This window comes from Leifsonia sp. NPDC056824, from assembly GCF_042789575.1.
Lineage (GTDB): Bacteria > Actinomycetota > Actinomycetes > Actinomycetales > Microbacteriaceae > Leifsonia.
Genome location: NZ_JBHUAV010000001.1, coordinates 1,026,343 through 1,039,016 on the forward strand (window position 1 = coordinate 1,026,343; position 12,674 = coordinate 1,039,016).

Annotated in this window: 15 protein-coding genes; 6 read left to right on the forward strand and 9 right to left on the reverse strand. The window is 72.8% G+C overall.

Going from position 1 to position 12,674, the window contains the following annotated elements; translation table 11 throughout:
• The first annotated feature begins 1 nt into the window (after window position 1).
• Window positions 2-853, forward strand: a complete 852-nt coding sequence (locus tag ACFRFH_RS05050) for a MerR family transcriptional regulator (RefSeq protein WP_382461912.1) — start codon at window positions 2-4, stop codon at window positions 851-853.
• 132 nt (window positions 854-985) lie between these two features.
• Here ACFRFH_RS05050 and araA read toward each other — a convergent pair whose 3' ends face one another.
• The 6 genes from araA to ACFRFH_RS05080 all read right to left on the reverse strand — a co-directional run bounded on the left by araA (window position 986) and on the right by ACFRFH_RS05080 (window position 6,874).
• Window positions 986-2,503 carry an L-arabinose isomerase gene (gene araA / locus ACFRFH_RS05055; protein WP_382461913.1) on the reverse strand — a complete coding sequence of 506 codons (1,518 nt, stop codon included), beginning with the start codon at window positions 2,501-2,503 and terminating at the stop codon, window positions 986-988.
• Window positions 2,503-3,222 carry an L-ribulose-5-phosphate 4-epimerase gene (locus ACFRFH_RS05060; RefSeq protein WP_382461914.1) on the reverse strand — a complete coding sequence of 240 codons (720 nt, stop codon included), beginning with the start codon at window positions 3,220-3,222 and terminating at the stop codon, window positions 2,503-2,505. Before ACFRFH_RS05060 ends, araA begins: the two co-directional genes overlap by 1 nt.
• Window positions 3,219-4,835, reverse strand: coding sequence for a xylulokinase (locus tag ACFRFH_RS05065; protein WP_382461915.1), 1,617 nt, complete (start codon window positions 4,833-4,835; stop codon window positions 3,219-3,221). The genes ACFRFH_RS05060 and ACFRFH_RS05065 overlap by 4 nt, the downstream gene beginning before the upstream one ends.
• A 69-nt stretch (window positions 4,836-4,904) precedes the next feature.
• Window positions 4,905-5,903, reverse strand: a complete 999-nt coding sequence (locus tag ACFRFH_RS05070) for a LacI family DNA-binding transcriptional regulator (RefSeq protein WP_382461916.1) — start codon at window positions 5,901-5,903, stop codon at window positions 4,905-4,907.
• Window positions 5,904-6,026: 123 nt separating this feature from the next.
• Entirely contained in the window at window positions 6,027-6,431 is a 405-nt protein-coding gene (locus tag ACFRFH_RS05075) for an NUDIX domain-containing protein (RefSeq protein ID WP_382461917.1), read from the reverse strand.
• The gene (locus tag ACFRFH_RS05080; protein WP_382461918.1) at window positions 6,428-6,874 is read right to left on the reverse strand and encodes an SRPBCC family protein; all 447 of its coding nucleotides are present in this window, start codon (window positions 6,872-6,874) and stop codon (window positions 6,428-6,430) included. The genes ACFRFH_RS05075 and ACFRFH_RS05080 overlap by 4 nt, the downstream gene beginning before the upstream one ends.
• 34 nt (window positions 6,875-6,908) lie before the next feature.
• On the opposite strand from ACFRFH_RS05080, the gene ACFRFH_RS05085 reads away from it, so the two are divergent.
• The gene (locus ACFRFH_RS05085) at window positions 6,909-7,841 is read left to right on the forward strand and encodes a 5'-3' exonuclease H3TH domain-containing protein (protein ID WP_382461919.1); all 933 of its coding nucleotides are present in this window, start codon (window positions 6,909-6,911) and stop codon (window positions 7,839-7,841) included.
• A gap of 81 nt (window positions 7,842-7,922) precedes the next feature.
• Here the strand turns inward: ACFRFH_RS05085 and ACFRFH_RS05090 are convergent, their stop codons facing one another.
• On the reverse strand, window positions 7,923-9,125 hold the full coding sequence (locus ACFRFH_RS05090) for a GDSL-type esterase/lipase family protein (protein WP_382461920.1): 1,203 nt from the start codon (window positions 9,123-9,125) through the stop codon (window positions 7,923-7,925).
• Window positions 9,126-9,225: 100 nt separating this feature from the next.
• On the reverse strand, window positions 9,226-10,155 hold the full coding sequence (locus tag ACFRFH_RS05095) for an aldo/keto reductase family oxidoreductase (protein WP_382461921.1): 930 nt from the start codon (window positions 10,153-10,155) through the stop codon (window positions 9,226-9,228).
• Window positions 10,156-10,257: 102 nt separating this feature from the next.
• On the opposite strand from ACFRFH_RS05095, the gene ACFRFH_RS05100 reads away from it, so the two are divergent.
• A complete protein-coding gene (locus tag ACFRFH_RS05100) occupies window positions 10,258-10,578 on the forward strand; it encodes a TetR family transcriptional regulator (RefSeq protein ID WP_382461922.1) in 321 nt (106 codons plus the stop codon).
• Window positions 10,571-11,113 carry a hypothetical protein gene (locus ACFRFH_RS05105; RefSeq protein WP_382461923.1) on the forward strand — a complete coding sequence of 181 codons (543 nt, stop codon included), beginning with the start codon at window positions 10,571-10,573 and terminating at the stop codon, window positions 11,111-11,113. Before ACFRFH_RS05100 ends, ACFRFH_RS05105 begins: the two co-directional genes overlap by 8 nt.
• A gap of 31 nt (window positions 11,114-11,144) precedes the next feature.
• Here ACFRFH_RS05105 and ACFRFH_RS05110 read toward each other — a convergent pair whose 3' ends face one another.
• The gene (locus ACFRFH_RS05110) at window positions 11,145-11,414 is read right to left on the reverse strand and encodes a hypothetical protein (protein ID WP_382461924.1); all 270 of its coding nucleotides are present in this window, start codon (window positions 11,412-11,414) and stop codon (window positions 11,145-11,147) included.
• A gap of 56 nt (window positions 11,415-11,470) precedes the next feature.
• On the opposite strand from ACFRFH_RS05110, the gene ACFRFH_RS05115 reads away from it, so the two are divergent.
• Both ACFRFH_RS05115 and ACFRFH_RS05120 read left to right on the forward strand, forming a co-directional pair.
• Window positions 11,471-12,091, forward strand: a complete 621-nt coding sequence (locus ACFRFH_RS05115; protein WP_382462731.1) for a TOPRIM nucleotidyl transferase/hydrolase domain-containing protein — start codon at window positions 11,471-11,473, stop codon at window positions 12,089-12,091.
• A gap of 10 nt (window positions 12,092-12,101) precedes the next feature.
• Window positions 12,102-12,617 carry a tetratricopeptide repeat protein gene (locus ACFRFH_RS05120; protein ID WP_382461925.1) on the forward strand — a complete coding sequence of 172 codons (516 nt, stop codon included), beginning with the start codon at window positions 12,102-12,104 and terminating at the stop codon, window positions 12,615-12,617.
• Window positions 12,618-12,674: the final 57 nt, after the last annotated feature.

Consider the following 12,674-nt stretch of genomic DNA (forward strand, 5'->3'; position numbering starts at 1 on the left):
CGTGTCAGGCTGGATCGTGGCCTCCAACATGTACACCATCGGAGAATTCGCCGCGATCGGGCGGGTGAGCGTCCGGATGCTGCGGCACTACGACGCCATCGGGCTGCTGCCGCCGGCGCGCGTGGACGAGCACAGCGGTTACCGCCGGTACTCGGACGCGCAGCTGACGAGCCTGCTGCTGATCGTCGAGCTGCGACAGCTCGGGATCGGCCTCGACGCGATCGCCGCCGTGCTCGCATCCGACGACCCGCGGCCCGCCCTCACGGCGGCGCTGCGGCAGCGCCGGGCCGAGCTCGCGGCCGGCATCGCCGACGACCGCAACCGGCTCGATCGCCTGGAGCGACGCCTCCGCCTACTGGAAGGAACAGAGATCATGACCACACCCGTCGAATACCGCCTGCTGGAACCGGTCACCGTGTACGCCGTCAGCGGCACCGCGCCCGGGATGGGGCCCGAGCTGGTCGGCCCGATGGTCGGGCCACTCATCGGCTCGCTCGACCAGGCGCTGGAGGCCGCGGGGCGTCCGCTGCTCGCGCCGTCCGTGTTCTGGTACGAGGCCAGGGAGGACGAGCGGCTGGAGGTGCACATCTCGTACCCGGCCGAGACGCCGCCGCGTCCCGGCGACGGCTACGAAGTGGTCGACCTCCCGGAGGTCCCGCTCGCTGCGACGCTGCTGCACCGCGGCGACATGACCGGCATCGGCGACTCGTGGATGGCGCTGATGGAGCGCATCGCCGCCGACGGCTACCACGTCACCGGCCCCACCCGCGAGGTCTACCTCGAGGCCACCGGCCACACCCCCGGCCCCGACTGGCTCACCGAACTCCAAGCCCCCGTAACCCCCACCTCCTGACCCCCTCCATCAATTCCGGAGTTGTGTACGCCGGGGCACGGCGTGTCGCGTACACAACTCCGGAATCGATTGTTTGGGACCCGGCCGCCGACGCCGATGACATGCCGGCGGCCGGGAGTGTGAGGCGCGCGGCTAGAGGCCGCGGGCTAGGCGGTGGTAGGCGGCGTTCCAGTCGAGTTCGCGGGAGAAGGCGCGCAGGGTTGTGTGCTCGTCGATGACGAGCAGTTCGGTGCGGGTCATGCGGGCGAAGTCCTCGAACGCCTGGATGCCGACGGCGGTGCTCATCACGGTGTGGTGTGCGGCGCCGGCCTCCAGCCAGGCGGTCGCGGACGTCGTGAAGTCGGGCGCCGGCTTCCACACGGCCCGGCCGACCGGGAGCTTCGGCAGCGGGGCGGTCGGCTCCACGACCTCCACGACGTTCGCCACGAGCCGGAAGCGGTCGCGCAGGTCCGACAGCGCCACGACGACTGCGGGACCGGGGTCGGCGGTGAAGACCAGGCGCACCGGGTCGTCCTTGCCGCCGATGCCGAGCGGGTGGACCTCCAGGGTCGGCTTCGCGCTGGTGAGCGACGGCGAGACCTCCAGCATGTGCGCGCCGAGGATGCGCTCGTCACCGGGCGTGAGGTCGTAGGTGTAGTCCTCCATGAGCGACGCGCCGCCGGGGAGGCCGGCGCCCATGACGTTGGCGGCGCGGACCAGGATGGCGGTCTTCCAGTCGCCCTCGGCGCCGAAGCCGTAGCCCTCCGCCATCAGGCGCTGCACGGCGAGGCCCGGGAGCTGCTTCAGCGCGCCGAGGTCCTCGAAGCTGGTGGTGAAGGCGCCGAAGCCGCCCTCCTCCAGGAACGACCGCAGCCCGACCTCGATCGCCGCGCCGTCCCGCAGCGACTGATGACGTTCGCCGCCGCGGCGCAGCTCGGGAGCCACGCCGTAGAGGTCCTCGTACTCGGCGACCAGCGCGTCCACCGCGGAGTCGGAGGCGGCGGCGACCGCGTCGGCCAGCTCATTCACGCCCCAGGTGTTGACCTGCACACCGAACCGCACCTCGGCCTCGGTCTTGTCGCCCTCCGTCACCGCCACGAAGCGCATGTTGTCGCCGAAGCGGGCGAGCTTCAGCGAGCGGGTGGCCGCGTGGCCGGCGGCGGCGCGCGTCCAGGTGCCGATGCGCTGCGTCACGGCCGGATTGCTGACGTGGCCGACGACCGTCGTGCGCGGCACCCCGAGCCGGGTCTGGATGTACCCGAACTCGCGGTCGCCGTGCGCGGCCTGGTTGAGGTTCATGAAGTCGAAGTCGATCTCGCCCCACGGCAGCTCGACGTTCGCCTGCGTGTGGAAGTGCAGCAGCGGCTTCTGGATGGCGTCGAGGCCGGCGATCCACATCTTGGCTGGGCTGAAGGTGTGCATCCACGCCACCAGGCCGATCACGGCGTCGTCGGCGTTGGCCTCCAACATGATGCGTCGGATGGCGTCGGAGTCGGTCAGCACCGGCTTCCAGACGACGCGGACCGGCACGTCGGCGGACGCGCTCAGCCGGTCGCTGATGCCGCGGGACTGCTCGGCGACCTGCGCGAGCGTCTCCGGTCCGTAGAGGTGCTGGCTCCCGGTGAGGAACCAGACCTCGTAGTGGTCGAGGGAGGTCGTGAGCTTCGGCATCAGGCGAGGGAACCTTCCGGGTTCTGTCCGTAGACGTTCTGGTAGCGGTCGAAGAGACTGTCGATCGCCTCCTGCGGGAGGGGGACGAGCGGGCCGCCCTGCCGGGCGATGTGGACGGTGCGGGCGACGTCCTCCGTCATGACTGCGGCCTTCACGGCGTCGCGTGCGTCGCGGCCGATCGTGAAGACGCCGTGGTTCTGCATGAGCACGGCCCGGCTGCGGTGGCCCACCAGCGTCGCGACGATGCCGCGGCCGATGGAGTCGTCGCCGATGATCGCGAACGGCCCGACCGGGATCGGCCCGCCGAACTCGTCGGCCATCGCGGTGATCACGCACGGGATCGCCTCGGCGCGCGCGGCCCATGCGGTGGCGTAGGTGGAGTGGGTGTGCACGACGCCGCCGACCCCGGGCATGCTCTGGTAGACGTAGGCGTGCGCGGCGGTATCGGAGGAGGGGGACCGGTCACTTCCGGCCGAACCGGGGACGACCTCGCCGTCGAGGGTGCAGAGGATCATGTTCTCCGGCGTGAGGTCGTCGTAGTCGACGCCGCTCGGCTTGATGACGAAGAGGTCCTCGCCGGGGACGCGGCCGGAGATGTTCCCGCCGGTCCAGACGACCAGGCCGTAGCGGACGAGCTCGGCGTGGAGGGCGGCGACCTGCTCGCGGGTGCGGCGGACTGCGGAGGACTCGGCGAACGGAGATTCGGGGGTGGCGGTCATCGGGCGGCTCCCTTCAGGGCGATGGAGGCGACGGCGGCGCGCTCGGCGGCCAGGCCATCGTCGTAGCGGGAGAGGTACGCGGCGAAGCCGGCCACGTCGTCCGGGTGCGGCTGCACGGTCTCGGCGGTGAAGCCTCCGAACACGTCGCGGTCGAGGTACACGGCGAGTGGCGTGCCGGAGCGGGCCGCGCGCAGGTACGCGGCGAGCACGGCGGCACCCCACGCCCCGCCCTCGGACGCGGTCTCGGCGACGGACACCGGCGCGTCCAGCGCCCCGGCCAGGAATCGCTGCGCGACGCCGGCGGTGCGGAACATCCCGCCGTGCGCGAACATCCGGTCGAGGGCGGCGCCCTCCGCGTGCAGCACGCGCATCCCGAGAGCGAGCGTCCCGAAGACGCCGTAGAGCTGGGCGCGGGCGAAGTTGGCGAGCGTCAGACGGCTGTCCGGGGTGCGGACGACCAGCGGGCGGCCCTCGTCCAGGCCGGTGATCGGCTCGCCGGCCAGGTAGTTGTAGGCGAGGAGGCCTCCCGCGTCCGGCTCGCCGTCGAGGGCCTCGCGGAACAGCGTCTCGAAGACCGCGTCGGGTGCGACCGGCGCTCCGGCGGCCTCCGCGAACCTCCCGAACAGCCCGGCCCACGCCGACAGCTCGCTCGCGCCGTTGTTGCAGTGCACCATCGCGACGGCGTCGCCGGCGGGCGTCGTCACCAGGTCGAGCTCGTGGTGCGTCTCGGCGAGCGGCCGCTCCAGGACCACCATCGCGAAGATGCTCGTGCCCGCGCTGACGTTGCCGGTGCGCGGGGCGACCGAGGCCGTGGCGACCATGCCGGTGCCGGCGTCGCCCTCCGGCGGGCACAGCGGGATGCCGGGCTGGAGCCCGCCCGACGGGTCGAGGAGAAGGGCTCCGGCCGGCGTCAGGTCGCCAGCCGGCTCACCGGCGACGAGGACGTCCGGAAGGAGGTCCCGCAGGGCCGGCAGCGTCGCTCTGTCCCGAATGAGGTCGTCGTAGCGGGCGACCAGCTCGGCGTCGTAGGTCTTCGTGGCCGCGTCGATCGGGAACATCCCCGACGCGTCGCCGACCCCGAGCACGCGACGGCCGGTGAGGCGCTCGTGCACATGGCCCGCAAGCGTGGTGATCGAGTGCACGCGCGCCAGGTGGGGCTCGGCGTCGAGGACGGCCTGGTGGAGGTGCGCGATCGACCAGCGCAGCGGGATGTTGACGCCGAACAACGCGCTGAGCTCGGCGCTCGCGGCGCCGGTCGTCGTGTTGCGCCAGGTGCGGAACGGCGCCAGCAGCTCCCCCGCAGCGTCGAAGGCGAGGTAGCCGTGCATCATCGCGGAGACGCCGATGGCGCCGAAGGTCCGCGGCCGGGCGCCGTGGCGCGCCTCCGCGTCGGCGACGAGCGCGGCGTACGCGGCCTGGAGGCCGGACCAGACGGCGTCGAGCGGGTAGGTCCAGACCCGGTCGGCGAACTCGTTCTCCCAGTCGTGGGAGCCGACGGCCAGGACGATCGCCGGGTCGTCGGCGTCGACCAGGCAGGCCTTGATGCGGGTGGAGCCGAGCTCGATGCCGAGGGCCGTGCGTCCGGCGACGAGGGCGTCGCGCTGGGTGTTCATGGTTCTCTCACTCCGTTGTGACCGGTCACATGTGATGGAACGAGTGTAGACGATCCCCCGCGGGAGGTGTCAAGCCGAGTCGCGGACCACGAGCTCCGGCGCCACGGGCGCATCGAACGCCAGCTCGCGTCCCTCGATCAGCGCCACCAGCCGTGCGACGCCGCGGCGGCCGAGCTCGGCGAAATCCTGCCGCACCGTCGTCAGCGGCGGCGCGAAGTACGCGGCCTCCGGGATGTCGTCGAAGCCGACGACCGCGAGGTCCTCCGGCACCCGGCGACCCCGCTCGCGCGCCGCGTGCAGCAGCCCGAGCGCCATCTGGTCGTTCGACGAGAACACCGCCGTCAGCTCCGGGTCGGCGAGCAGCTCCGCGCCGATCGCCGCCCCGGACGCAGCCGTCCAGTCGCCCTCCCGGGAGACCACGGGCTCCTGCCCGGCCGCGGCCAGCTCGGCCAGGTAGCCGTCGCGGCGTGCTCGCGCCTCCGACCAGTCGCCGGGGCCGCTGAGGTGCGCGATGCGGGTGTGGCCGCGCGCGAGCAGGTGCCGGGTGGCCAGCCGGGCGCCCTCCACCTGGTCGACGAACACGCCCTCGTCGCCCGCGACCCCCGCCCCGTGCAGGGCGACGGACGGGACCGCCAGCGAGAGCGCGGTCATGGCCTCCTGCACCGCCCGCTGCGGGGCGATGACGATGACGCCCTCCACCGACTGCGCCCCGAGATGGTCGACGGCCGCGCCGAGGTCCGCCGGGTCGAGGGATGCCGCGTGCGCGACGGTGACGAAGTATCCCGCGTCGCGCGCGGCCCGCTCGACGGCGTCGATGCTGGAGGCCGGGCCGAACAGCGAGGACGCCGACGACGCCAGCACGCCGATGGTGCGCGAGCGCGCGGTGGTGAGCATGCGCGCGGCGCGGTTCGGGCGGAAGTTGAGGTCGGCCATCGCCGTCAGCACGCGCTCGCGCGTCTCCGGCCGGATGCTCGGGTGGTCGTTGAGCACGCGCGACACGGTCTGCCGCGAGACGCCCGCGGCGGCCGCGACCTCCCGCACGCCCGGCGCGCGCCCGCTCTCACTCACATCCACACCCTAACGGTCACCCTCCCGCACACCCGGCTCCAGCCCGCCGAAGGGCACGTTGTCGCCCTTATTCGGCGGTTTTAGGGGCGTTTACGTGCCCCTCGGCGGATGCGGGCAGCGCGATCAGTCGATGAGGTCGAGGGCGGCGAGGCGCTCGAGGACCGCGTGCCCTGCCGGCGGGCACCGGTCGGCGTCGGCCGTCGTCACCCAGTGCACCGCATCCACCTCACCGGACGGCACCGGCTCGGCCGCGGTCTCCGCCCGGAACACGCGCATGTGCACCTGCCGGCCGTCCGGCTCGCCGTGCGCCTGCGTCCGCACCTCGAACAGCTCGGCGAGCGCGTCGACGTCGAGCGCGAGCGCGACCTCCTCCTCGGCCTCCCGTGCCGCCGCCTCGGCCGCGGTCTCGCCCGGGTCCACCTTGCCGCCCGGCATGTAGTACACATCGCGACCGCGGGAGGTCACCATGAGCACGCGCCGGTCGCGCATCACCGCGACGGCCGACACCAGCAGCGGTGCCAGCGTCATGACTCGACCAGCATCTTGAGCCGGCGGAGTCCCTTCTCGAAGTCGGGGCCGACCAGCTTGTCCAGGTTGAAGAACCGGCTGAAGAAGGTCTTCTCGCTCTCCATCCGCCAGATGACGCGCGTGCGGTCGCCCTCCCGCGTCAGCAGGAAACGGACATGGCTGCTCGACTTGAACGGCCGCGTGAAGTCGAGTGCGACGCCGACGCCGTCGGGCTGCACGGACTCGATCCGCATCTTCCCGGCCCCGGCCTTGCGGTTGCCGCTCCACTCGTAGGTCGAGCCGACCGCGCCCGGCTCACCGGTGTAGGTGCGCTTCAGCGCGGGGTCCATGCCCTCCCATGGCGACCAGTCCACCCAGCGCGGCAGCTCCGCGATGTGGGGCAGCAGCGCCTCGGGCGTGGTCTGGATGGTGTCGGTGCGTTCCACGACGATGGTTCCGGCCATGCGCTCACCTTAGCGGCCATGGCATGATCGGGCTGTGACCGGGCGAACGATGCTCCTCGACAGCGCATCCCTCTACTTCCGCGGGTTCTACGGCGTCCCCGACACGGTGCGCGCGCCGGACGGGACCCCGGTGAACGCGATCCGCGGCTTCCTCGACATCATCGCGAAGCTCGTGACCGACTACGGGCCGGAGTCGCTGGTGGCCTGCTGGGACGACGACTGGCGGCCACGCTGGCGGGTCGACCTCATCCCGAGCTACAAGGCGCACCGCGTGGCGCAGGAGGTCCCCGGCGGCGTCGACGTGGAGGAGGTGCCCGCCGAGCTCGTCGTGCAGGTGCCGGTCATCCGGGAGGTGCTGGACGCCCTCGGCATCGCGATCGTCGGCGCGGCGCAGCACGAGGCGGACGACGTGATCGGCACGCTCGCCACCGTCACTCCGGGCCCGGTGGATGTCGTGACGGGCGACCGCGACCTGTTCCAGCTCGTCGACGACGACCGGGACGTGCGCGTGGTCTACACGGCGCGCGGGATGAGCAACCTCGAGGTGCTGACGGACGCGGCGATCGTGGCCAAGTACGGAATCCACGCGCACCAGTACGCGGACTTCGCGGTCATGCGCGGCGACTCCTCCGACGGGCTGCCCGGCGTCGCCGGCGTGGGCGAGAAGACGGCGGGCGCGCTGCTCGCCGAGTACGGCGACCTGAGCGGGATCGAGGCGGCCGCCGCCGACCCGGCGAGCGCGATGAAGCCCGCGCTGCGGAACAGGTTCGCCGCCGCCGTCGACTACCTCGCCGTCGCGCCGACCGTCGTGGAGGTCGTCCGCGACCTCGCGCTCGGCGACGTCGACGCCCGCTTGCGCGTCCCCGGCGACGAGCAGCGCGCCGCCCTGGAGTCCCTCGCCGAGCGCTGGTCCCTCGGCGGCTCCCTCGACCGCTGCCGCGCCGCCCTCACCGCCGCCTCCTCCTGACCCCGCCGCCAACAGTTCCGGACTTATGCACGCCCCCGCCCGGCGTGTCGCGTGCACAAGTCCGGAATTGATGGCGGCGGGTCAGGAGGCGGGGTCGAAGCGCCAGAGTTCGCGTTGGGCGAGCAGCGCGAGCTCGCGGAGGACGTCGAGGTCCCCGTCCGACTCGGCCGGCTGCCGCGGCGAGCGGCCGAAGACGCACATCGCGCCGATGCGGGTGCCATCCGGCGCCTCCACCGGGTACCCGGCATAGAAGCGGAGGTGGGCGGGGCCGGTGACGAGCTCGCTCGCGGCGAACCGCGGGTCGTTCTCGGCGTCGGGCACGACCATCCCGTCCGGCGACTGGAGGGTGTGCAGGCACGCCGACTGCTCGATGGGGATCTCGCGCGGCGACGCCCCGACGGCCGCGATCGGCCACTCCGTGCGGTCGTCGAGAACCGTGAACATCGCGATCTCGGCGCCGAGCGTGCGCTGCGCGGTGCCGACCAGCCCCTCCAGCCGGCCGTCCTGCTTGTACTCACCGAGCCGCAGCCGTCTGATCGCCGCCACCCGGTCCTCGGCGGTGGAGGTGTGATGCCCGGCCTCGACGGGGTGGCCGATCAGGGCCGGGGCGAGTTCGTCGGTGATCCAGCGCGCCCAGAAGAGGTAGTCGGCCGGGCTCCTGTGTCGGCCGCCTTCGGGCTTCGGCGACTCGGGCAGCGGGAGGAACATCGCGCCCGTGGCGGCGCAGGCGTGCTCCGCCACGCGGTTCAGCCGCTCCGCGTGCTGCCGCACGAAGTCGCGGAAGTCGTCGTCGAACGGCGGCAGCGACCGGATCGGCTGCGCGCCGAGCCAGGCAACCAGTCCCGCACCGCTGCCGCGCACCTCCCGCAGCAGCGCGGCGACGTGGGCGCCCCACCGGCCGGGCTCGACCATGCGGATCGTGTCCGCGACCGTGGCGCTCAGGATGACGAGGTCGTACCGTCCGGCGCCCGCGCCGCGGACCATCCCGGCCAGCCGGTGGACGCCCGCCGTCTCGTGCGTCACGACATCCACGACGACGCCGCGTCCGGTGGTCGCCGCGATCGCCCGCGCGAGGGCGCCCGGCAGGGCGAGGTCGTGGCTTCCGATGCCCCAGCCGGAGACCGGACCGGAGCCCGCCAGCAGCACCCGGAGGCTCTGCCGGCCGGCGACGAACGCCTGCGGGGAGTCCGTCGGGCGCACCAGCGTCTGCCGGACCCCGCCGACGCGCAGGAGCCTCAGTCTCGCCGCGAGCCGCCGCGAGGCGCCGAGCCGGACGTCTTCCACTTGGATGACGGTAGCCCGCCCCGGCGCTCAGCGGCACCCACGGCTCGCCGGACGCGCCAGGGATTCTTGGCGCGCGAACGAGTACGCGGCAGTTCGCGGGCTACGGGAGGGTGTGGCCGGCCAGGCGGAAGAGGCGGTACCACTCCTCGCGGGTCAGCGGCAGGTCGGAGCCGGCGGCCGCCTCCTGCACCCGGCCCGGGTTGGTGGTGCCGAGGACGACCTGCATGTTCGCGGGGTGCCGGGTGATCCAGGCGGTGGCGACGCCGGTCGGCGTGACGCCGTACTTGCCGGCAAGCTCGTCGAGCGCGTCGTTCAGCTCCGCATACTCCTCGCTGTCGCCGAGGAAGACGCCGTCGAAGAAGCCCTTCTGGAACGGCGACCACGCCTGCAGCGTGATGTCGTTCAGCCGGGCGTAGTCGAGGATGCCGAGGTCGCGGACGATTGACTGGTCCAGCCCGCCCATGTTGGCCGCGACGCCCTGCGCGATGATCGGCGAGTGCGTGATGCTGAGCTGGAGCTGGTTCACCTTCAGCGGCTGCTTCACCCAGCGGCGCAGCAGCTCGATCTGGCCCGGCGTGTGGTTGGAGACGCCGAACGCGCGCACCTTGCCCGAGGCCTCCAGCTCGTCGAACGCCGCCGCGACCTCCTCCGGCTCCACCAGGGTGTCGGGGCGGTGCAGCAGCAGCAGGTCGAGGTAGTCGGTGCGCAGCGCGGCGAGCGACTCGTCCACGGTGGTGAGGATGTGCTCGCGCGAGAAGTCGAAGTAGCCCTTGCGGATGCCGACCTTCGACTGGATGACGACCTGGTCGCGCTCAGCGGCCGGGATGGCGCCCGCCTCGCCGAACCGGGTCTCGCAGCCGTGGCGCTCCCCGCCGTAGATGTCGGCGTGGTCGAAGACGGTGACGCCCGCGTCCCTGGCGGTGCCGACGAGTGTGCGGATCTCCTCGTCGGACAGCGGGCTGATCCGCATCAAGCCGAGGATGATGTTGGAAGCGGGCACAGCGATGTTCGGAAGACTCAGGGTTTTCATGCTTCCATCTAACCCCCCGTCAACCCCCTGGCCACATTCGCCCGGCAGGCTTACGGTCTACTGGGCGGGGGTTCGGGGCTCCGCGAGCGGAGGAGGGGACCGATGACGATGACGGCAGCGGCGAGGACGGCGGTCGAGGGGTTCCGGCAGGAGACACGGCTCGAGTCGCCTCAGTCCCACGGTCCCGGGTACATCGTGCACGCGCTCGGACGCGACTTCCACGTCAGCGACGAGATGGCGCGCATCTTCCTCAACCAGGTGGAGCGGGTCGCCGAGTCCGACGCGTCGGCCCTCGTGATCCTGCGCCACGCGCAGGGCGTCGAGCTGCTGATGATCACGGATGCGACCTCCTTCTCGATCCGCCCCACGACGGCGGCCGACCGCAGCGCCACCCGGGCGGCCTATCCTCGGATGCGTGGCTGACCCGAACGACCAGGACTCCCGTGACCGGGAGGCCGTCGCCCGCATCCGCGACGCGCTCGCGGAGGCCGTGACGCAGTTGAGCGAGGCGGGCGCCCGGGACGAGGCACGCGCGGTCCTGGTGCCGCGGCGCCGCACGTTCGGCATCCCGCGCGAGCCGGTGCTGCGACCGGAGGGGCGGGTCTGGCGGCTGGGCGTGCTGCTGCTCGGCCGCGACGGAACGCTGTTCGCGACCGGCCGGCTCGTGCGGGCGACACCGCCGGGGCGGACCCAGTACGTGTCGGAGTCGGCGGAGACCCGGCGTGCGTACCGCGCGGCGGCCGAGCGCGGGCACTTCCGCGACGGCGAGACCGTGGACTTCGACGCGCCGGAGATCGAGCTGACCGTGGAAGCGCTGCGGGCCACCACGGGCCCGCTGCTGCTACGCGACGGCGAGGCGCTCGTGCGGTGGAGCGCGTCGTCGGAGCAGACCGTCGGCTTCGCCGCCTATCTGGCGGAGCGCGTGGAGCTGCTGGCGCACCCGCCCCAGGGAGCCTGAGCCGGCACGGGAGCCTGACCCCGGCCAGCGCTCACGCCTCGGTCGGGGTGGTGTCCGCCTTCTTGCCCGTGACCTCGTCGAGCTTGTCCGACGCCTTGCCGACGGCTTCGGTGACCTTGTCGCTGAGGTCGGAGGCGGCCTGACCGGCGAAGTCGCGAACACCGTCCTTCACCTGCTGCACCTGGTCCGAGCCGGAGAAGCCCTGCCATTTGTTCCGCATGTTCTCGTACGTGCCGCGACCCGCCCGGGAGCCGATCACGAACCCGACGGCGACGCCTGCCACAAAGATGATGACCTTCATGGGCTGCACCGTACGCGCGCCGCGGCGACGGCACCAGGAGCAGAATGGGCCGGGTGATGGAACCGATGCCGGACTCCGACGACGCGGTGGCACGCTTCGAGCGCGCGGCGGCGGTGTGGTCCGAGCGGGCCGGCGCCGTGCCCGTCCCCGTGCCGCCGGAGCTCGCCGGTGCGCTGCTCGTGGAGGGCGCGAGCGACCGCGCCGCCTGCCGGGAGGCCTCCCGGCTGCTCGGGGTCGACCCGGCCGCCGCGGGGGTGGCGATCCTGCCGATGGGCGGCGCGATGAGCGTGCGCCGGTTCGTCGGGATGCTGCGCCCGGCGCATCTGCGGCTGCACGGACTGTGCGACGCCGGCGAGGCGCGCTACTTCGAGCGGGCCGGGCTGGACGAGGCGTCCGTGTCGGTGTGCCGGCCGGACCTGGAGGGCGAGCTGCTGCGGGCGCTCGGCGCCGAGCGGGCGGAGGCCGCGCTTGCGCGCGAGGGCGACCTGGGCCTGTTCCGCACGTTCCAGCGGCAGCCGGCGCAGCGCGAGCGGCCGGTGCTCGCCCAGTTGCACCGGTTCCTGGGCACGACCTCCGGTCGCAAGGAGCAGTACGGGCGCGTCCTCACCGAAGAGCTGGGGCCGTCGGAGCTGCCCGCGCCGCTGCGGGAGGCCGTGGAGAGCGTGCTGCGCCCGTAGGCTGGTGCGCATGCCCGCCACCTCCCCCGAGCTGCTCGACCGTCTCGCCCTGCTGTTCGCCGCGCGCGACCGCGAGAACATGGCGCCGACCATCGAGGCGTTCCTGGCCGTACTCGCCGAGCACCCCGACGACGCGCACGTCCTCTACGAGGTGGGCGGCTCCTACGACACCGCCGGCGAGGAACTGACGGCGGCCGGCTACTACGAGCGCGCGCTCGAGGTGGGGCTGGAGGGCGACATCCGCCGCAAGTGCCTGCTGCAGTACGGCAGCACCCTGCGCAACCTGGAGCGCTTCGACGAGTCGCTCGCAGTGCTCGACCGCGCACGGGACGCGTTCCCGGAGTCCGAGTCGGTGCGGGTCTGGCACGCGCTCTCGCTGCACGCGGCCGGGCGCAGCGACGCCGCCGTCGCCGAGCTCATGGAGCTCGCCGCCGACCGCATCCGCACCCCCGACCTGCTGCGCTACGAGGCGGGGCTCCGCGGCAACGCCGAGTACCTGCGCGAGCTCGACGAATCGCGCCTCTGACATTCGTCACGAATCGCGCCTCTGACCGCGCCACACGCGACATTCGTCACGAATCGC